The following is an 18070-nucleotide window of genomic DNA, read 5'->3' as shown; positions in this document are numbered from 1 at the left end:
TACCTCTAGCCTGAACGTATGATCATCCGCCGATCCCCCGCACGCGCGCTGCTGTACGGCGTGTTCTACCGGTTGCCGCACCCGGCCCGTCGGCGGTTGGTCCGGCTCGCCGTGCAGAGGTACATCGTCGGCGCCGTGACGCTGGTGACCGACTCCGAAGTCGATCCGTCGGCACCCGCCCGGCTACTGCTGCTGCGCCAGCCACCCGGCCGGGGCTGGACACTGCCCGCCGGTCTGCTGCGACACCGCGAGGCACCGGTGGTCGGCGCGGCCCGGGAGCTCGCCGAGGAGACCGGCATCCGGCTGGCCCCGGACCAGCTACGCCCAGCGGTGCCGAATGCCGTGGTGCACGCCAAGGGTTGGGTGGACGTGGTCTTCGAAGCCTCCGTGGCAGCGTCGCGAACCCAACTGGTGGTCGACGGGGCCGAGGTGTACGAAGCCGCCTGGCACCGGCTCGACGACCTGCCCCGGCTGACCCCGGCGACCGCCCGGCTGCTGGCGCATTACGGCATCGGTCCACTCGTCAGCCCGCCAGCGGCCCAGGAGCCGGGGTGAGCGCACCGGCGGCCGGTCCGGACCGGATCTGCGCGGTGGTCCTCGCCGCCGGTGCAGGCCGCCGGTTGCGGCCGTTGACCGGTCTCGTCCCGAAGGCGCTCTGCCCGGTCGGGAACGTACCGCTGCTGGACCGGGCCCTCGCCCGAGTCGGTGCCCTCGGCTTCACCGGGCCGGCGGCGGTCGCGGTCAACGCCTGCTACCTCGGCCGGCAGGTGGTGACCCATGTCGGAGACCGGGCACAGCTGTCCGTGGAGCCAGGAGACCCGTTGGGCACCGCCGGCGGCGTCGGCCGGCTACGCGACTGGATCGGCGGTCGCGGCGTGCTGGTCGGCAATGTCGACGGCTATCTCGCCCATCCAGATCTCGATCCTGGGCCGGACATCGCGACACTGCTCGACGGCTGGGACGGCGAGACCGTCCGGCTGCTGGGCAAGCGGTTCACCGACCCGGCCGCACGGGGCGGCTTCGACGGGCACCGGTTCGCTGGCTTCTCGCTGCTGCCGTGGCGCTACGTCAGCGAACTAGCGGCCGCCCCCGGCGAGCTGGTCCATACCGTGTGGCGGCCGGCGGAGGCGGCCGGTGCACTACAGGTGATCAACTATCCGGGTACCTACCTGGACACCGGGACACCACCGGACTATCTCGCGGCCAATCTGCACGCGGCAGGTGGCCGGAGCCTCGTCGACCCGTCGGCCACGGTGACCGGCCCGGTCGACCGCTCCGTCGTCGGCGCCGGCGCGGTGGTACGGGGGACGCTGGTCCGCTCGGTGGTGTGGCCCGGCGCGCAGGTGCATGCGGGGGAGCGGCTGACCGACGCGATCCGGGTGGGCAGCGATCTGACGGTGTCCGCCGGCTGAGCACTCGGCTTGAGTAACATCGGCGGCGGACGCCGGTGAGAAACGGAGGACCTGCGTGATCACTGCCATCGTGTTGGTCGACTGCGCCACGGACTCGATCCCGGAGGTGGCCGAGGCGCTCGCCGGTCTCGACGGGGTGAGCGAGGTCTACTCGGTGGCCGGGCACGTGGACCTGATCGCGATCGTCCGGGTGCGGGAGTTCGACCAGATCGCCGACGTGATCGCCGGGCGGATCTCGAAGGTTCCGGGTGTACTCAGCACCGAGTCGCACATCGCCTTTCGCGCCTACTCGCAGCACGATCTGGAATCGGCCTTCGCCATCGGGCTGGCCGACGCGGACTGACCGGCGACAACGCTGAGCCAACAGCGGGAACTCGCAGCAGCCGCAGGCAGAGCCGCCCAGGAGACATAACGATGCGGCTGGTCGTCGGGGCCGCAGACCCCTGGCGACCAGCCGCGTTACCGTACGGTGTCTTACGTCTACTGCCCGTCAGCAGACGGGCGGTGAGGTCGACGGTGCCCAGCGAAACGAAGTGATCTGATCGTTCGCAAGCGGATCGACGTTGCCACCGCCGCTGTACGGCGGAACGAAGATGTACCAGTTGCCATCGTAGTTGAGGTCGGGATACAGGCAGACGCCCTGGGCAGAAGTGTTCCGGACCGAGCTGATCTTGTCGTCGAAGCTCCATGCCCGTAGGTCCGGCTGGTTGCCGGTGTTGACCGATACCCAGACCATCAGGCCATTACCTCCGCTGTGCTCCCACATGCACATGGCGTTGGCCGGACAGTCCCAGTACGCGGCTTGCGCAGGCGACGGCGTCACGACTACCAGGGCCATGGTGGCGCCCATGGCCCACGTCAGCAACTTCCTTGCCAGCTTCACGTAGCTCCTCCTCCGAGCGACTACCTTGCGGTTGATCGATCGCTGTCGACCATGACGCTACGTCGAGAAGAAACCGTCACCAATGGAATACCGCAGTCTCTTAGGGATACCGCTACTACCGTGGCGACAGGGCTTGTGGGGGCGGCCGGTGCAGGTGTGAGATCACAGAGGCGCCCGCCGATCTGCTCGGCGGACGCCTCTGTCGACTCCGGGTGCGCGGTGGTCAGCGACTACCGCTGCTGATCTCCTCGCGGTCGGCCGGCTGCTTCTCCTTGTCAGCCGACCGCAGTTCGGCCGGCTGTTCCTCGGCTGGGTCGATTGCCACATGCGCCGGCGGCGGGACTTGCACCGGCTTCTCGATCGGGAAGAAGAAGCCCTTGACCGCCGGGCCGAGCGCACCGAGCCGGTTCATCTTTTTCGGCACCACCCAGCCGACGTACTCCAGCTTGCCGTGGCCGTGCTCGTCGGTCGGTCCCAGCGGCTGGTGCACTTCGACGAAGCGGCCGTCAGGCAGCCGTCGGATGATGCCGGTCTCGACACCGTGCGCCAGCACTTCCCGGTCGTGCTGCTGCAGACCGAGACAGATCCGGTAGGTGACGTAGTAGGCCAACGGCGGGAGCAGGATCAATCCGATCCGGCCGGCCCAGGTCATCGCGTTCAGGCTGATGAAGAACTTGTCAGCGAACACGTCGTTGCCGCCGGAGATGGTCAGCACGATGAAGAAGGTGACGGCCATCGCGCCGACGGCGGTCCGGGCTGGCACGTCCCGGGGCCGCTGCAGCAGGTTGTGGCTGGCCTTGTCCTTCGTGTACCGGGCTTCGAGGAACGGGTACGCCAGGGAGAGCATGACCAGGATGCCGGGCAGCACCACGGTCGGCCAGAACAGCGGCGGGATCACGTACCCGTCGCCGATCGGGATGGTCAGCTCCCAGGCTGGCATCAACCGGGTGGAGCCGTCCAGGAACATGACGTACCAGTCAGGTTGGCTCGCCGCCGAGACGACGGCGGCCTCGTACGGGCCGAACAGCCACACCGGGTTGATTTGGAAGATTCCCGCCATCAGGGCGACCACCCCGAAGACGATCATGAAGAAGCCGCCCTGTTTGATCGCGTAGCGGGGGAACATCCGCTCGCCGACCACGTTGTCGTTGGTTCGTCCCGGCCCGGCCCACTGGGTGTGCTTCTGCTTGAAGACCAGGCCGAGGTGTGCGCTGATCAGCGCCACCAGCAGCCCGGGGATCAGCAGTACGTGGGCGATGTAGAACCGGCTGATGATGATCGTGCCCGGGAACTCGCCGCCGAAGATGGACGAGGTGACCCAGGATCCGATCACCGGGATGGACAGCATGATCGCCGACGCGATCCGCAGCCCGGTGCCGGACAGGCCGTCGTCGGGCAGCGAGTAGCCGGTGAAGCCGGCGAGGAAGCCAACCCAGAACAGCAGCGAGCCGATGATCCAGTTGGCCTCACGCGGCTTGCGGAACGCGCCGGTGAAGAACACCCGCAGCATGTGCACCACGATCGACGCCATGAACAGCAGCGCCCCCCAGTGGTGCATCTGCCGCATGATCAGGCCGCCCCGGACGTCGAACGAGATGTCCAGCGTCGACGCGTACGCCGCCGACATGGGGATCCCGCGCAGCGGGGCGTAGCTGCCGTCGTAGGTGACCTCCTCCATCGACGGGTCGAAGAAGAAGGTCAGGTAGACGCCGGTCAGCAGAACGACGACGAACGAGAAGAGCGCGATCTCGCCGAGCAGGAACGACCAGTGGTCCGGGAAGACCTTGTTCAGCAGCTTGCGCAGCGGCGTGGCTGCCTGGAACCGGTCGTCGAGCTGCCCGGCGGCCTTGCCGGGCAGCGCCCGGGCGTCGAACTTACGGCGTTTCATGGCCGCTCCCAGAAGTCGGGTCCGACGATCTCGGTGTAGTCGGAGGTGGCGACGAAGAAGCCTTCGTCGTCGACGGAGATGGGCAGCTGCGGCAGCCGACGGCTGGCCGGGCCGAAGACCGGCTTGGCGTTGTCGGTGATCAGGAACTGCGACTGGTGGCAGGGGCAGAGCAGCCGGTTAGTCTGCTGCTCGTACAGGCTCGCCGGGCAGCCCGCGTGAGTGCAGATCTTCGAGTACGCGATGTAGTTGCCCCACATGTAGTCAGGCTTGCCCACCGCCTCGTTGTTCTCCCGGGCGGTCCGGGCGTCGTCCAGCCGCAGATGGATCAGCAGGGTCGGCGAGTCGGCGTACCGGTTGGTGTGCCCGCCGGGAATCCCCGGGAAGACCGTCATCTGACCACCGACGCTGACGTCCGCGGGCCGGATCGGCGAGCCGTCCTCCCTGGTCAACCGGACCAGCTCGGTGCCGCCACCGACCGTCTCGACCGGTTCCCAGCCGGTGGTGGCCATCTGGTTGTCGGTGTGCGGATCCCGGATCAGGCCGCCGACCAGCGGCGCGGCCGCGACCGCGGCGACCGGCGCCAACCCGGCCAGCAGCGACACCCCGAGCAGCGGACGGCGCTTCACCCCGAGCTCGTCCACCATGTAGGTGAGCGTGCCGCCGGTGATCTTGCGGTCGTCCGGGCTGGACGGGCCGTCGTGCCGATCCTGGATCGCCACCTCGTGGGGCAGCAGCTTCTTGCCCCAGGTGAGGATGCCGGCGCCGATGGCCAGCAGGGTCAGCCCGAGGCTGACGCCGAGCAGCGGGGTGTAGAACTTGCTGATCCCGGTGCCGAGTTCGTACTCCCAAGGCCACCAGATGTACACCACCAGGAACGCGGTCGCGGTGAGCCCGGCGAGCAGGAACAGCCCGGCGACGAACCGGCTGATCCGCCGTTCCGCCCTGGTGCCGGGCACCGGAAATGGCGGCTCGTAGTGGACGATCTCGATGTCGTCGCGCCGGGCGCCCTCGCGCAGCACGTCGAACGACGTCAGCCGAGGGTCGTCCAGGCTCACCTGCGCTGGCTGGCGGTGCTGCTGGGTGGTGTCGATGTCGGTGCTCATGACTTCCCCGCAATCCACAGGCTGGCGAAGACCAGCGCGGTGATGCCGACCAGGAAGATGGCGATGCCCTCGGTCACCGGACCGTACCGGCCGAGGTTGGCCAGCCCGCCGGGGTCACCGTCGGTCTTCAGCCCTTCCTGCACGAAGGCGATGATGTCGCGCTTCTGCTCGGGGGTGAGCTGGTTGTCTCCGAAGACCGGCATGTTCTGCGGACCGGTCAGCATGGCGGCGTACAGCTGCCGGTCGGTGGCCGGCTCCAGGCTCGGTGCGTACTTGCCGGAGGACAGCGCGCCGCCGCCGCCGCTGAACGCGTGGCAGGACGAACAGTTGATCCGGTAGAGATGGCCGCCGACGGCGATGTCACCACCGGTACGCAGCATCTCACCGTCCGGCAGCTGCGGGCCGCCACCCAGCTCCTGGATGTACTGGCCGAGCTGGCGGATCTCCTCCTCGGTGAAGACCACCGGCTTGCGCTCGGCCTGGGCCTCCTGCCGGGCCATCGGCATCCGGCCCGTGCCGACCTGGAACTCCACCGACGCCGATCCGACACCGATCAGGCTCGGGCCGCGTCCCTCGACGCCCTGGGCGTTGCGCCCGTGGCAGGAGATGCAGCTCTGGTCGAACAGCGCCTTGCCGTCCTCGGCCGCCTGGGACAGCTGCGGGGTGTCCTGCGCCTGCAGGCCCGGGGCGAAGACGGTGTACGCACCGCCGGCCAGGAACAGCGCGGCGAGCAACCGGACCGCGGTGCCCAGCCGGCGGCGGCCCCGGCCTCGCGGCGTGGCCCGCCCGCTGCGCAGCCGGGCGAGGAGACCGCGTCCGCGGTCGGCTCGCCGGTCGGCGGGGGTGTCAGATGTCATTGACCTGAATCCTTGTCGGTTTTGCGACCTGCCTGGTCGGCACGACGCCGCACCATCACGGTGAGTGACCGCTCGATGATCATTGCAGCCAGTAGATCATGAAGTAGAGGCCGATCCAGACCACGTCGACGAAGTGCCAGTAGTACGACACGACGATGGCCGAGGTGGCCTGCGCCGGGGTGAACCGCCCCATCGTGGTACGGACCATGTAGATCAGGAAGGCGACCAGGCCGCCCGCCACGTGCAGGCCGTGGAAGCCGGTGGTGAGGTAGAACACCGAGCCGTACCCGTCGCCGTTGATCTTGATGCCGTGGTGGACCAGTTCCCGGTACTCGTTGATCTGGCCGAGCAGGAAGATCAGGCCCATCACGAAGGTGATCGTGAACCACCGCCGCAGCGCGTGTACGTCCCCCCGCTCCGCGGCGAACACCCCGATCTGGCAGGTGACCGAGGAGGCCACCAGGATCGTGGTGAAGACCGTCGCGTACGGGATGTTCAGCAGTGGGGTGTGCTCCTCCCACATGCTGTAGTCCGCCGCACGGATGGAGAAGTACATCGCGAACAGCGCCGCGAAGAACATCAGTTCGCTGGAGAGCCACACGATCGTCCCGACGCTGACCATGTTCGGTCGGGTCAGCGAGTGGATCCGGCTCTTGTCAATCGCTGGGGCCGCAGTCACGCGGTCATTATTGCTGCCGGTCAGTGCCCACGGACGGCGGGGTGGCAAACCCGACCCGCTGGAGGGCCGGATAACGTCGACCGAGGCCGCTGGCCTAGCCTCGGCACGTGGCAGATGTCGCTGCGATCGCCGTCCCGCCGTTCACGGTCTCGGCCCTGTTCACCGAGATCCAGCTGACCAACTGGCTGGCGCTGGTGCTCGTCGTGGCCGCCGGCCTCTACCTGTACGGGGTGCACCGGCTGCGACTGCGCGGCGACCGCTGGCCGGTGTCACGCACCGTGCTGTTCCTCGGCCCCGGACTGGGTGGCATCGCCGCCGTCACGGTGAGCGGACTCGGTGCCTACGACACCACGCTGCTGTCGGTGCACATGGTCCAGCACATGGTGCTGTCGATGGTCGCGCCGATCTTCCTCGCCCTGGGTGCACCGGTCACCCTGGCGCTGCGCACCCTGCCCGGTACCCCACGGCGCCGCCTGCTCGCCGTCCTGCACAGCAGGTACGCCCGGGTGGTCACCTTCCCGCTGGTCGCGTTCGGCCTGTTCGTCATCAACCCGTTTGTGCTGTATTTCACTGATCTGTACCGGTTGACCCTGGAGAGCACACTCGCCCACGAGTTCGTCCACGCCCACTTCATCATGACCGGCTGCCTGTTCTTCTGGCCGCTGGTCGGGCTCGACCCGCTGCCCGGCCGCTGGCCGTACCCGGCCCGGGCGCTGCTGATGGTGCTCTCCGTGCCGTTCCACACCGTGCTCGGGCTCACCGTCATGCAGAGCAGCACCCTGTTCGGCGGCGACTGGTACCCGTCGCTCGGGCTGACCTGGGCGGACCCGTGGGCCGACCAGGAGGTGGCCGGCGGCATCCTGTGGGCCGGCGGGGAGTTCGTCAGCGTCACCATGCTCGCCGTACTGGTGGTGCAGTGGATGCGTCAGTCCGAGCGGGAGGCCCGACGCATCGACCGGGAGCTCGACCGTGAGGAGGCGCGGCAGGCCCGCGCGGTGGCCGCCGCCGACTGACCCGCTCGCCGGACCGGACCCGGTCGGACGGTACGATCAGCGCGCAGCTACGAGGTGGGAGTCGAGCGACAAGATGACCGAGCGCGTGCACACCGTCCTGCTCTACAGCGACGACCCGCAGGTGCGGGACCGGATGCGGCTGGCCGTCGGGACCCGCCCCGCCACCGACCTGACCGTCGAGTTCGTCGAGGCGTCCGACTACGCCGGCTGCGTCCGGCTGGTCGACGAGTACGAGATCGACCTGATGCTGCTCGACGGTGAGGCCACCCCCGGCGGCGGGCTCGGCATCGCCCGGCAGATCAAGGACGACCGCGCCGACGCTCCCCCGACCTGCGTGGTGATCGCCCGCGCCGCCGACCGCTGGCTGGCCTCGTTCGCCGAGGTCGACGCCACCCTGATGCACCCGCTCGACCCGGTGACCACCGGCCAGACCGTCGCCGGCATGCTGCGCGGCCGATCCGGCAAGCTGCCCGCCGCCTGAGCCGCACGGCACCACCCACGCTGCACCGCACCACCCCACGCCGCACCGCAACCGCACCGCACCGTCCACGTTCCGCCGCACCGCCCGTACCGCATCGCGCACGCCCCATCGCACCTGGGAGAGACCCCATGGGTGAACGGTCCTGGCCGAATCTGCTCAGCGCGCTGCTCGCCGGCGAGCAGCTCTCCACCGCCGACACCACCTGGGCGATGGGCGAGATCATGACGGGCTCCGCCACACCCGCGCAGATCGCCGGCTTCGCCGTCGCGCTGCGGGCCAAGGGTGAGACGTCGGCCGAACTGGTCGGGCTGGTGGAGGCGATGATCGCCAACGCGGTGCCGGTCGGTCTGCCGGACGGACTGCGCGCGGAGACGGTGGACGTGGTCGGCACCGGCGGGGACCGGGCCCACACGGTGAACATCTCCACCATGGCCGCGATCGTCACGGCGGCCGCCGGTGCCCGGGTGGTCAAGCACGGCAACCGGGCGGCCTCGTCCTCGTGCGGCGCGGCCGACCTGCTGGAGCACTTCGGCATCCCACTCGACCTGGGGCCCGAAGGGGTGGCCCGGTGCGTGGCCGAGGTCGGCATCGGGTTCTGCTTCGCCGCCCGGTACCACCCGGGGATGCGCCACACCGGGACCACCCGGCGGGAGATCGGCGTACCGACCGTGTTCAACTTCCTCGGCCCGCTGACCAACCCGGCCCGGCCCCGGGCCGGGGCAATCGGCTGCTTCGACACCCGGATGGCGCCGGTGATGGCCGAGGTGTTCGCCGGCCGGGGTGACACCGCGCTGGTGATGCGCGGCGACGACGGGCTGGACGAGCTCAGTACCGCCGCCCCGACCAGGGTCTGGTTCGCCGCCGACGGCGTGGTCCGCGCGATGGTCGTGGACGCCGCCGAGGACCTGGGGGTCGCCCGCAGCGCCCCCGGTGATCTCCGTGGCGGGGACGCCGCCTTCAACGCCGACGTCACCCGCCGGCTGCTCGACGGCCAGTCCGGTCCGGTCCGGGACGCGGTGCTGGTCAACGCCGCAGCGGCGCTGACCGCTCAGGCCGTACAGACCGGCACCGCGCCGGGTGCCGAGCTGCTGGAGACGATGCGGGCGCAGTTGAGCCGGGCCGCCGAGTCGGTGGACAGCGGCGCAGCCGCCGCGCTGCTGGACCGATGGGTGCAGGTGGCCAAGTCGGCGGGTGCCACCACCGGGTGACCGCCGGCTGGGCTTCTGGGGCCGGTGAGATCACTGCGACACCTTCACAGCCAGCTACCAGCATATTCCCAGCTTTGCCCCTTTTATCCGCAGATTCGATGACGTAGCGTAATCGCTGACCGCAAGGATGCGGCGTCCCCGCCCCCTCCCCCCTTGAGGTCAGCGATGTTGCGGATCTTCCTCACCGCACTGGTCGTCCTCGGCGGTGTCTTCCTCGTCTCCCTGCTGGCCGCGTTCGGCTACGGTCTGCTGCGCCCGGAACGGGTCCACCGCGCTGCCCGGACGCGCGGCGTCAACCACCCCCGGTACAGCCCGATACGCCACGATCAGGTGGCCGTCCTCGTCGCCTGCCGCAACGGCGCCGGCACCATCGGCGCCGCGGTGACCGCGGCGCTCCGTACCGGAGCACCGGTCTTCGTCGTCTCCGACGCCTCGACCGACGACACCGCTCGTCGGGCGGCCGACGCTGGCGCCGACGTGCTGGACCTGGCCGCCAACGTCGGCAAGCCGGCGGCGCTGCACGCCGGGTACCGGCACTTCCGGCTCGGCGCCCGGTTCCGGGCGGTGGCGATCCTCGACGACGACGTGATCATCGCCGAGAACTTCGTCACCGAGGCGCTGGCCACGATGACCGATCAGGTGGCGATCGCGGTCGGCCACAACGTCACCTGGTGGCCGCGCGAGCACCGGTGGAATCCCTGGCTGGCCAAGCGGGCCTACAGCTACTGGAACTATCAGCTGTTCCTGCGCCGGATCCAGAGCCACTTCAACGTGATGAACTGCATTTCCGGCTCGAACTCGCTGTACCGGGTGGAACTGCTCGACCGGGTGCTGCCGCAGCAGCCGCCGTACATCGTCGACGACACCTACTGGGTGCTGGAGACCCACCGCCGCGGCCTGGGCCGGGTCGTCTACGCACCCCGGGCCACCGCCCTGTTGCAGGACCCGACCTCGCTGCGGGACTGGTACAAGCAGAATCTGCGCTGGCTCTGGGGCACCTTCCAGGGCATCCTCGGTCACCGGGTAGGGCGGCAGGTCAGCACCTTCGACTACGCGTACCTGCTGCTGATCCTGCACTGGGTGCTGTACGTGGCGGGTGCCCCGGTCACCGTGTGGGTGCTGGCCACCGCCGGACCAGGGCTGCTGCCCGGACTGCTGCTACTGGCCGCTGGTCAGAGTATCTGGGTGGCGCTGGCCGCCTGGCGGCTACGGCACCCGCAACTGCTGCTCCTGCTGCCGCTGATCATGGTCGCCGATTTGATCTACCGGGTGATCTTCGTCCACGCGGCGGTCAAGGCCGTCCAACAGCCCACCGTCGATCGCTGTGTCTGGTCCTCGCCGGAGCGGATCGGCACCCCGGCAGCCGCCACCCCGGCAGCCGCCACCCTGTGAGCCGCCGGCAAACCTGAACCAGTCAGCCCGGCCCGAACCATCTCGAACGCCTCAGGAGGCAAAATGTCCGCGAGTCAGGATCTCCCGGTTACCGGAGCACCGGCCGCAGCCGTCGGGCTGGTCGGCGCGATCTCCCTCGCCATCGGTACGGCCCTGGTCACTGTCGCCGGCTGGGGCGCGAGGCTACGCCGCCGCAACAACCGGTGACGGTCGGCTCAGCCGAAGCCGGCGACGAACCGGCTCAGTGTTCGGCGGTACGCCGGGTACCGGTGTAGTACTCGAACAGCAGCCCGGCCGCGGTGGCGATCACCGAGAGCAGGCCGAAGACGAGCAGCCACCACTGCCAGAAGACCAAGCCGAGACCGGCGACGGTGGCGGCCAGCGCCACCCCGAACGGCCAGTAGCTGCCCGGGCTGAAGAAGCCGACCTCTCCCGCTCCGTCGGAGACCTCAGCGTCCGGCCGGTCCTCGGGGCGTAGATCGATCCGGCGCGACACGAACCAGAAGAATCCGCCACACATCGCGCAAAGCAGGAAGGACAGGAACAGAGCGGTCGCGCCGATCCACTCGACGTACCCGAGCTGGAACGCCGTCCAGGTCGGGTAGACCCAGGATGCCACGAACAGGAACGCCGCGACGATGCCGAACAGTCGCCACTCGGTCTTCATGACCGGCCCTCAGCTTCCCGCGCCCTGGGCGCTCGCGTTCCCGAAGTTCTGCGCGTCACGCTTGGTCTCGAAGGGGAAGGTGGTCACCGCGTACGGCTCCTCCCCGATCGCGGCCAGCGCGTCCGGCGTCGAGCTACCGGTCTGCTTCGCCGCGATGAACTGGTCGTACTGCTCCGGGTCAACTACCCGCATCTCGAAGTTCATCATCGAGTGGTACGTGCCACACAGCTCGGCGCACCGGCCGACGTAGGCGCCGTTCTGTTCAATGGTCACCTCGAACTGGTTGCGGATGCTGCCCGGGAAGACGTCCCGCTTGAACAGCAGCTCCGGCACCCAGAACGAGTGGATCACGTCGGTGCTGGTCTCCTCGAACCGAATGGTCCGCTCCGACGGGACCACCAGCACCGGGATGATGTCGGAGGAACCCACCGTCGACGCCACCGTGTTGGCGTCCTCACCGACCCCGTCGCGGTAGTTGAACTGCCAGTTCCACTTGAACGCGACGACCTCGACGGTGACGTCCGGGTCCTCACTGAGCCGGTCGACGTCGGTCTGCACCACGGCCGTGTAGTAGAACAGCACCGACACGACCAGGATCGGCGCGATGGTGTAGAGGAACTCCATCGGCATGTTGAACCGGGTCTGCACCGGCAACTGGTCACCGCGCTTGCGGTACCGGATGATGCACCAGAAGATCAGGCCCCAGACGAAGACGCCGACCGCGAGCGCCGCGATCACCGAAGCGATCCACAGGTCGTACATCCGGTGGGCCTGCGGGGTGATGCCCTGCGGCCAGCCGAAGCCGCCGAACGCCGCCCCGACGTCGCAGCCAGTGAGCAGGGTGAGCAGTGCCGCGCCACCGAGACCGAGCCCGACGGCCCGCAACCGGGGCTGACGCCGGCCGGGTGCCGGCCACGCGTGCGTCGGTTGCCGTCCGGCAACCGACGACTGCCCTGCTGAATCGCTTGCGACCACCTGGTCCTGCCTCCCTCGCGGTGCCACCGATGCCACCTGTGGCAACCGGAATGACCTGGCCACGCGTGACGACATCGGCGATCAAAGGCGTCACCGACGGTCGCAGATTACTCGACCCGACAGGTCACCATCGGCGTGGGGTCTGGTTTGTCACCCGCCACGACCACCTGCGGGCCAGCCCACGGCCGGTACCGTCGACGGCTGTGGACTATCTCGACGCCGCGACCGCCGCACCGCTGCACCCGGTCGCCCGGGAGGCACTGTCTGCGGCGTTGACCGACGGATGGGCCGACCCGGCCAAGCTGTACGCCCGGGCCCGCCGGGCCGGTCAGCTCCTCGACGCGGCCCGCGAGGTCACCGCCGACGTGCTGCGGGTCCGCGCCGACGAGATCTCCTTCACACCCAGCGGTACGGTCGCCGCGCACGCCGCCGTGCTCGGCGGGCTCGCCGGGCGGCGGCGGGTCGGGCGTGCCCTGGTGCACTCGGCGATCGAACATTCGGCGGTGCTGCACGCCGGGCAGCGGCACACCGCCGACGGCGGCGAGGCGGTGTCGGTGCCGGTGGACCGGCTCGGCCGGCTCGACCTGGCCGCCTGGTCGGCGGCGGTGGCCCGGCCGGGTGTGGCGTTCGCCGCACTGATCAGCGCCAGCCACGAGGTGGGTACCGTCCAGCCGGTCGCCGAGGCGGCCCGGGCCTGCGCCGCGCACGAGGTGCCGCTGTACGTCGACGCCGCCCAGTCGGTCGCGCGGGTGGCGGTGCCGGGCGGCTGGTCGGTGCTGACAGCCAGCGCTCACAAGTGGGGCGGGCTGCCGGGCGTCGGGGTGCTGGTGGTCCGCAAGGGCACCCGGTGGGAGTCGCCCTACCCGGCTGACGAGCGGGAATTCGGCCGTACGCCCGGAGCGGTGAACCTGCCGGCGGTGGTCGCGTCGGCGGCGGCGCTGCGCGCGGCGGCCGCCGAGGCGCACGCGCAGGCCGCCCGGTTGTCGGCGCTGGTGGACCGGATCCGCGCGACGGTGGCCGCGACGGTGCCCGACGTGGAGGTGGTCGGCGACCCGACCGACCGGCTGCCGCACCTGGTCACCTTCTCCTGCCTGTACGTCGACGGTGAGGCGCTGCTGCACGCGCTGGACCGGCGCGGCTTCGCCGTCTCCTCCGGTTCATCGTGTACGTCGTCCACGCTGCGCCCGTCACACGTGCTGGAGGCGATGGGGGTGCTGTCGCACGGCAACGTCCGGGTGTCGCTGCACCGGGACACCACCGACGCGGAGGTGGACCGGTTCCTGGCCGAGCTGCCGCAGGTGGTGGCCGACCTGCGGGCCGAGGCCGGAGTGGTCGGCCTGTGACCGACGACGACGCGGCACCGCAGCCCTCCGGCGGCGAGACGGCGCAGCCACCTGGTAGCGAGGTGGCGGAGACTCTCGACTGCCTGGGTCAGCGCTGCCCGCTGCCGGTGATCGCGCTGGCCCGGCGGCTGCCGCAGCTGCCGGTCGGGTCGGTGGTCCGGGTGCTGGCCGACGATCCGGCGGCCGCCCTGGACATCCCGGCCTGGTGCCGGATCCGGGGCCAGGAGTTCGTCGCCGCGTCGACCGTCGCCGGCTCCCCCGCCTTCGACGTCCGCCGCACCAGCTGAGCTGTCCGCCGCACCCGCTGCGCGAATGGTGGCGCCACCGATGTGAGGCTGAGGTACCTAACCTGCTCGTTGATACGTATCTCAGCCTCACATCGGCGTGTCCTCGACAGCCGGTTGAGACACCTTTTCGAGATACACCTCAACCGCCCTCCTTCGGAGCGCACGTCGTGCCGGTTCGGCCAGGCCTGTTGGTCCACGGCACCAGGCCCGGCAGAATGCCGGCGTGCGACGATGGCGGGCGTGGGCACGCAGAACGGGTGGAGCCAGCTGCTGAAGTCCAACCCTGGGCACTCACAGTGGTACGTCGACCGGTTCCGGTCGCTGGCCCGCGACGGGGCCGACCTCGACGGTGAGGCCCGGCTGGTCGACGCGATGCTGCCCCGTACGGCACGGGTGCTGGACGCCGGCTGCGGTCCAGGCCGGGTCGGCGCGGCGCTGGCCGCCGCCGGTCACGACGTCGTCGGCGTCGACCTGGACCCGGTGCTGATCGACGCCGCCCGGCAGGACCACCCCGGCCCACGCTGGCTGGTCGGCGACCTGGCCGAGTTGGACCTGCCCGCACAGGGCATCACCGACGGCTTCGACGCGATCGTCAGCGCCGGCAACGTCATGACGTTCCTGGCTCCGGACACCCGCCAGGAGGTGCTGCGCCGGATGCGGCTGCACCTGCGCGACGGCGGCCGAATCGTGGTCGGGTTCGGCACCGACCGGGGCTACCCGGTCACCGACTTCCTGGCCGACATGCACGCCGCCGATCTGGTCGAGGACCTGCTGCTGGCCACCTGGGACCTGCGCCCGTACCGCGACGACTCGGACTTCCTGGTCGCGGTGCTGCGACCGGCCTGACCTCCGCGGTTCAGGTCAGCTGGCGACTGTCGGGCGGGTCGACCCACACCAGCTGTACGGGGTGGACCATCCTGTACAGCCGCAGTGCTGCCTTGATGCCGCTGAACGGGTTGGGCAGGCCGCCGTTGGTCGGTACGACCACGGCTTCGTCGTCGAACGCCAGTCCCCAGCCGAGCACTCCACCGTCCTCGCCGGCCTCGGTCTCCGCACAGATGGCGAAGCGCGCCGGCACCTGCTCGGACGCCTGCTTTGTCATCATCTGCCGGACACTCACAGGCGTCTCCGACTGACGTCCTACCTCGTCGAGCCCCATAGCAGCCTCCTTCGAACGTTTATGGATACGTATAGGTAAGTGGCTACGCGTGCGCTCGGCTAGACTTATCTGGGTACGAGAATCGGGAGACGGTGATGGACACTCGGGTGGATCCACTTGCGCTACGTTGGCTGCTCGGCGTGGAACTGAGTCGGCACCGGCGAGCGGCGCAGCTCAGCCTCAGCGAACTCGCCGCCACAACCGGGATCGGCAAACCCAAGCTCGGACACATGGAATCCGGTCGCTACCATCAGGCACCGGACGACGTGCAGCTTGTCCTTCAGGCCTGCGGAGTACCGGCGACAACTGTCCAGCAACTGGTGACACTGGCCGCTGCACGGGCGGGCGCCAAGTCCTGGCTGAGTCGCTGGACGGACCTGATTCCGGGCTTCCTCCGGACGTACGTAGGGTTGCTCGACATGGCCGAGCGGCTCTTCACGTTCGAGCCGATGGTGGTGCCTGGGCTACTCCAGTCCCGCGACTACGCTCAAGCACTGACCTCGGCCAACCGCTTCTACCGGCCCGATCAGGCACAGTCGTTCGCCGAGTTCCGGCAAGTGCGGGCAAGCAGGCTGGCTGCCCAGCATAATCTGACCTTCCAGACCGTGATCGGCGAAGCTGCCATCCGCACACCCGTAGGCGAGCCGTCGATCCGCCAAGCGCAGCTGGAGCATCTGATAGACGTGGCTCGCGGCGGACGAGTCACCTTACAGTTGCTGCGGCCCGAGGACGGCCCGCATCAGGCCAGCGCCATTGGGCAGTTCGCACTACTCGAGTTCGGTCACGGCATCCGGCCGGTGGCGTACACGGAGCTTCTCGACGACGCCATATTCGTACATGACCTCGATCGGGTCCGCACGTACCAGTGGGTCGCCGACAACCTTCGCGAGCTCGCGCTCCCGCCCGCCGAGACGCTCAACTGTCTTCAGACAGAGCTGAACCGGTGGTCGAAGGCGGGGTGAGCTGAGCAGAGACCAAGATCAGGTGAGCGCTGTGGACGTCTCAACCGCGAGGTGAGGTCCATGGCGCTCACCTGATCTTGGCTACCGACGCTGTCGTGGGTGCGCAAGCCGACGCTGTCGTGGGCGAGCCGGTAGGCGGCGTGGCCGGCGGTGCAAGCAGTTGGTCAGGCCGGCAGGTAGGGGCGGACGTCGTCGGCGGCGGCGTCGCCGTACGAGTCGGCGAGCCGCTTGAGGAAGAGGTCCGGCTTGACGGCGTACTCCTGCGGTCCGGTGGTCTCCAGCACCAGCGCGGCGAGCAGGCAGCCGACCTGCGCGGCGCGTTCCAGACCGAGGCCCCAGCCGAGGGCGGCGAAGAAGCCGGCACGGAAGCCGTCGCCGACACCGGTCGGGTCGTCCGCGACCACGTCACGGGCCACCGGTACGTGGATCCGCTCGATGCCCCGGCCGGTGATCTCCACCCCGTCGGCACCGAGCGTGGTGACCCGTACCGTCACCAGGTCGAGCACCTGGTCGCCGGTGAGGCCGACCTTGCTCTCCAGCAGCGACCGCTCGTACTCGTTGGTCAGCAGGTACTCGGCACCGTCGATCAGCTGCCGGACGTCCTCGCCGCTCATCCGGGCCAACTGCTGGGACGGGTCGGCGGCGAACCGGTAGCCACGGGCCCGGCACTCGGCCGAGTGGCGCAGCATCGCCTCGGGGTCGTTGGCGCTGACCAGCACCAGGTCGAGGCCACCCACCCGGGCGGCGACCGGCGCCAACTCGATGTTGCGGGCCTCGCTCATCGCACCGGCGTAGAAGGACGCGATCTGGCACAGGTCGTCGTCGGTGGTGCAGACGAAGCGGGCCGTGTGCGCCAACTCGCTGACATGCACCGAGTCGCAGTCGACGCCGTGGCGCTCCAGCCAGGAACGGTAGTCGGCGAAGTCGGCGCCGACCGCGCCGAGCAGCACCGGACGCAGACCGAGCTGGGCCATCCCGAAGGCGATGTTCGCCGCCACCCCGCCCCGGCGGACGACCAGGTCGTCGACGAGGAACGACAGGGACACCTTGTCCAGCTGGTCCGCGATGAGCTGACCCGCGAACCGGCCGGGAAAGTGCATCAGATGGTCGGTCGCGATCGAGCCGGTGACGGCGATCTTCATGTCGGCCCTCGGGTGTCGGGGTGGGGAATCGTGCGCGGGCCAGCTTACCGGGACGCGGGCCACCGTACCCCGCACCTGTCTCAACTATGCACGTTCAGCGCACAACCGACCGACTGCCGCCCAGGGCCGGACTGACGTCTGCCCCGGACGGCACCGATACGGACCGATCGGATCAGTGGAAGGAGTCGCCGCAGGCGCAGGAGTTCTGCGCGTTCGGGTTGTCGATGGTGAAACCCTGAGCGTCGATCCGGTCCGCAAAGTCGATCTTCGCGCCGGTCAGGTACGGGGCGCTCATCCGGTCCACCACGACCTCGACGCCGCCGAAGTCGTCGACGATGTCCCCGTCGAGCGACCGCTCGTCGAAGAACAGCTGGTACCGCAGGCCGGAGCAGCCGCCGGGCTGGACGGCGACCCGCAGCCGCAGGTCGTCGCGGCCTTCCTGGTCGAGCAGTGCCTTGACCTTCTCGGCCGCCACGTCGGTGAGGACGACGGTGGTCGAGGCGGCGGTCTCGGCCGTTTCGGACTGCGCTGATGTGCTCACGTGAAGGTCTCCCCTGCGACGGTGCGAATTCGTCCGTATCAGGTAACGCTAACCGGCCGGGCGACGATTCCCAATCCG

At 69.5% G+C, this 18070-nt stretch carries 22 protein-coding genes; 12 read left to right on the top strand and 10 right to left on the bottom strand.

The window, feature by feature from the left end:
• Nucleotides 1-18: 18 nt before the first annotated feature.
• Genes ACFHWT_RS01615 through ACFHWT_RS01605 form a run of 3 tightly spaced genes read left to right on the top strand, consistent with a single transcriptional unit; the run spans nucleotide 19 to nucleotide 1755 of the window.
• Entirely contained in the window at nucleotides 19-555 is a 537-nt protein-coding gene (locus ACFHWT_RS01615) for an NUDIX hydrolase (RefSeq protein WP_416592791.1), read from the top strand.
• A complete protein-coding gene (locus ACFHWT_RS01610; RefSeq protein ID WP_416592790.1) occupies nucleotides 552-1412 on the top strand; it encodes a sugar phosphate nucleotidyltransferase in 861 nt (286 codons plus the stop codon). The genes ACFHWT_RS01615 and ACFHWT_RS01610 overlap by 4 nt, the downstream gene beginning before the upstream one ends.
• A 55-nt stretch (nucleotides 1413-1467) precedes the next feature.
• The gene (locus ACFHWT_RS01605; RefSeq protein ID WP_416592789.1) at nucleotides 1468-1755 is read left to right on the top strand and encodes an Lrp/AsnC family transcriptional regulator; all 288 of its coding nucleotides are present in this window, start codon (nucleotides 1468-1470) and stop codon (nucleotides 1753-1755) included.
• 147 nt (nucleotides 1756-1902) lie between these two features.
• Here ACFHWT_RS01605 and ACFHWT_RS01600 read toward each other — a convergent pair whose 3' ends face one another.
• The 5 genes from ACFHWT_RS01600 to ACFHWT_RS01580 all read right to left on the bottom strand — a co-directional run bounded on the left by ACFHWT_RS01600 (nucleotide 1903) and on the right by ACFHWT_RS01580 (nucleotide 6822).
• Nucleotides 1903-2295, bottom strand: coding sequence for a peptidase inhibitor family I36 protein (locus ACFHWT_RS01600; RefSeq protein WP_416592788.1), 393 nt, complete (start codon nucleotides 2293-2295; stop codon nucleotides 1903-1905).
• Nucleotides 2296-2518: 223 nt separating this feature from the next.
• Nucleotides 2519-4183 (bottom strand): cytochrome b, encoded by a 1665-nt coding sequence (locus tag ACFHWT_RS01595; protein ID WP_416592787.1) that lies wholly within the window; start codon nucleotides 4181-4183, stop codon nucleotides 2519-2521.
• On the bottom strand, nucleotides 4180-5286 hold the full coding sequence (locus tag ACFHWT_RS01590; protein WP_416592786.1) for a ubiquinol-cytochrome c reductase iron-sulfur subunit: 1107 nt from the start codon (nucleotides 5284-5286) through the stop codon (nucleotides 4180-4182). Before ACFHWT_RS01590 ends, ACFHWT_RS01595 begins: the two co-directional genes overlap by 4 nt.
• Nucleotides 5283-6143, bottom strand: a complete 861-nt coding sequence (locus tag ACFHWT_RS01585) for a cytochrome c (protein ID WP_281550749.1) — start codon at nucleotides 6141-6143, stop codon at nucleotides 5283-5285. Before ACFHWT_RS01585 ends, ACFHWT_RS01590 begins: the two co-directional genes overlap by 4 nt.
• A gap of 79 nt (nucleotides 6144-6222) precedes the next feature.
• Nucleotides 6223-6822 carry a cytochrome c oxidase subunit 3 gene (locus ACFHWT_RS01580; RefSeq protein WP_416592785.1) on the bottom strand — a complete coding sequence of 200 codons (600 nt, stop codon included), beginning with the start codon at nucleotides 6820-6822 and terminating at the stop codon, nucleotides 6223-6225.
• A gap of 107 nt (nucleotides 6823-6929) precedes the next feature.
• Between ACFHWT_RS01580 and ACFHWT_RS01575 the strand changes: the two genes are divergently transcribed.
• The 5 genes from ACFHWT_RS01575 to ACFHWT_RS01555 all read left to right on the top strand — a co-directional run bounded on the left by ACFHWT_RS01575 (nucleotide 6930) and on the right by ACFHWT_RS01555 (nucleotide 11123).
• Nucleotides 6930-7835 carry a cytochrome c oxidase assembly protein gene (locus ACFHWT_RS01575; protein WP_416592784.1) on the top strand — a complete coding sequence of 302 codons (906 nt, stop codon included), beginning with the start codon at nucleotides 6930-6932 and terminating at the stop codon, nucleotides 7833-7835.
• A 73-nt stretch (nucleotides 7836-7908) separates the two neighbouring features.
• On the top strand, nucleotides 7909-8316 hold the full coding sequence (locus ACFHWT_RS01570) for a hypothetical protein (RefSeq protein ID WP_278170359.1): 408 nt from the start codon (nucleotides 7909-7911) through the stop codon (nucleotides 8314-8316).
• Nucleotides 8317-8444: 128 nt separating this feature from the next.
• A complete protein-coding gene (gene trpD, locus ACFHWT_RS01565; RefSeq protein WP_416592783.1) occupies nucleotides 8445-9524 on the top strand; it encodes an anthranilate phosphoribosyltransferase in 1080 nt (359 codons plus the stop codon).
• 165 nt (nucleotides 9525-9689) lie between these two features.
• Nucleotides 9690-10916: a glycosyltransferase family 2 protein gene (locus ACFHWT_RS01560; RefSeq protein WP_416592782.1), complete on the top strand. Its 1227-nt coding sequence runs from the start codon at nucleotides 9690-9692 to the stop codon at nucleotides 10914-10916.
• Nucleotides 10917-10979: 63 nt separating this feature from the next.
• Entirely contained in the window at nucleotides 10980-11123 is a 144-nt protein-coding gene (locus tag ACFHWT_RS01555; protein ID WP_416592781.1) for a hypothetical protein, read from the top strand.
• A 34-nt stretch (nucleotides 11124-11157) separates the two neighbouring features.
• On the opposite strand, the gene ACFHWT_RS01550 is transcribed toward ACFHWT_RS01555, so the two are convergent.
• Nucleotides 11158-11583 (bottom strand): cytochrome c oxidase subunit 4, encoded by a 426-nt coding sequence (locus tag ACFHWT_RS01550; protein WP_416592780.1) that lies wholly within the window; start codon nucleotides 11581-11583, stop codon nucleotides 11158-11160.
• A gap of 9 nt (nucleotides 11584-11592) precedes the next feature.
• A complete protein-coding gene (gene coxB, locus ACFHWT_RS01545) occupies nucleotides 11593-12558 on the bottom strand; it encodes a cytochrome c oxidase subunit II (RefSeq protein WP_416592779.1) in 966 nt (321 codons plus the stop codon).
• A gap of 167 nt (nucleotides 12559-12725) precedes the next feature.
• Between coxB and ACFHWT_RS01540 the strand changes: the two genes are divergently transcribed.
• The 3 genes from ACFHWT_RS01540 (at nucleotide 12726) to ACFHWT_RS01530 (ending at nucleotide 15034) form a co-directional block, all read left to right on the top strand.
• Nucleotides 12726-13901, top strand: a complete 1176-nt coding sequence (locus ACFHWT_RS01540) for a cysteine desulfurase family protein (RefSeq protein ID WP_416592895.1) — start codon at nucleotides 12726-12728, stop codon at nucleotides 13899-13901.
• Nucleotides 13902-13963: 62 nt separating this feature from the next.
• Complete coding sequence (locus ACFHWT_RS01535; protein WP_123604854.1) at nucleotides 13964-14188, top strand: sulfurtransferase TusA family protein; 225 nt, start codon at nucleotides 13964-13966, stop codon at nucleotides 14186-14188.
• Nucleotides 14189-14419: 231 nt separating this feature from the next.
• Complete coding sequence (locus ACFHWT_RS01530) at nucleotides 14420-15034, top strand: class I SAM-dependent methyltransferase (RefSeq protein WP_416592778.1); 615 nt, start codon at nucleotides 14420-14422, stop codon at nucleotides 15032-15034.
• Nucleotides 15035-15044: 10 nt separating this feature from the next.
• On the opposite strand, the gene ACFHWT_RS01525 is transcribed toward ACFHWT_RS01530, so the two are convergent.
• Nucleotides 15045-15308, bottom strand: coding sequence for a hypothetical protein (locus ACFHWT_RS01525; RefSeq protein WP_416592777.1), 264 nt, complete (start codon nucleotides 15306-15308; stop codon nucleotides 15045-15047).
• Between the two features lie 134 nt (nucleotides 15309-15442).
• Between ACFHWT_RS01525 and ACFHWT_RS01520 the strand changes: the two genes are divergently transcribed.
• Nucleotides 15443-16309, top strand: a complete 867-nt coding sequence (locus ACFHWT_RS01520) for a helix-turn-helix domain-containing protein (RefSeq protein WP_416592776.1) — start codon at nucleotides 15443-15445, stop codon at nucleotides 16307-16309.
• Between the two features lie 164 nt (nucleotides 16310-16473).
• Here the strand turns inward: ACFHWT_RS01520 and ACFHWT_RS01515 are convergent, their stop codons facing one another.
• Nucleotides 16474-17451 (bottom strand): carbohydrate kinase family protein, encoded by a 978-nt coding sequence (locus ACFHWT_RS01515; protein WP_416592775.1) that lies wholly within the window; start codon nucleotides 17449-17451, stop codon nucleotides 16474-16476.
• Between the two features lie 172 nt (nucleotides 17452-17623).
• Complete coding sequence (erpA, locus tag ACFHWT_RS01510; protein WP_278170370.1) at nucleotides 17624-17992, bottom strand: iron-sulfur cluster insertion protein ErpA; 369 nt, start codon at nucleotides 17990-17992, stop codon at nucleotides 17624-17626.
• Nucleotides 17993-18070: the final 78 nt, after the last annotated feature.

The organism is Micromonospora sp. LOL_021 (assembly GCF_048060215.1).
Classification (GTDB): Bacteria; Actinomycetota; Actinomycetes; order Mycobacteriales; family Micromonosporaceae; genus Micromonospora_E.
The sequence above is the reverse complement of the archived record's forward strand: the minus strand, read 5'-3'. Positions and strand labels throughout refer to the sequence as shown.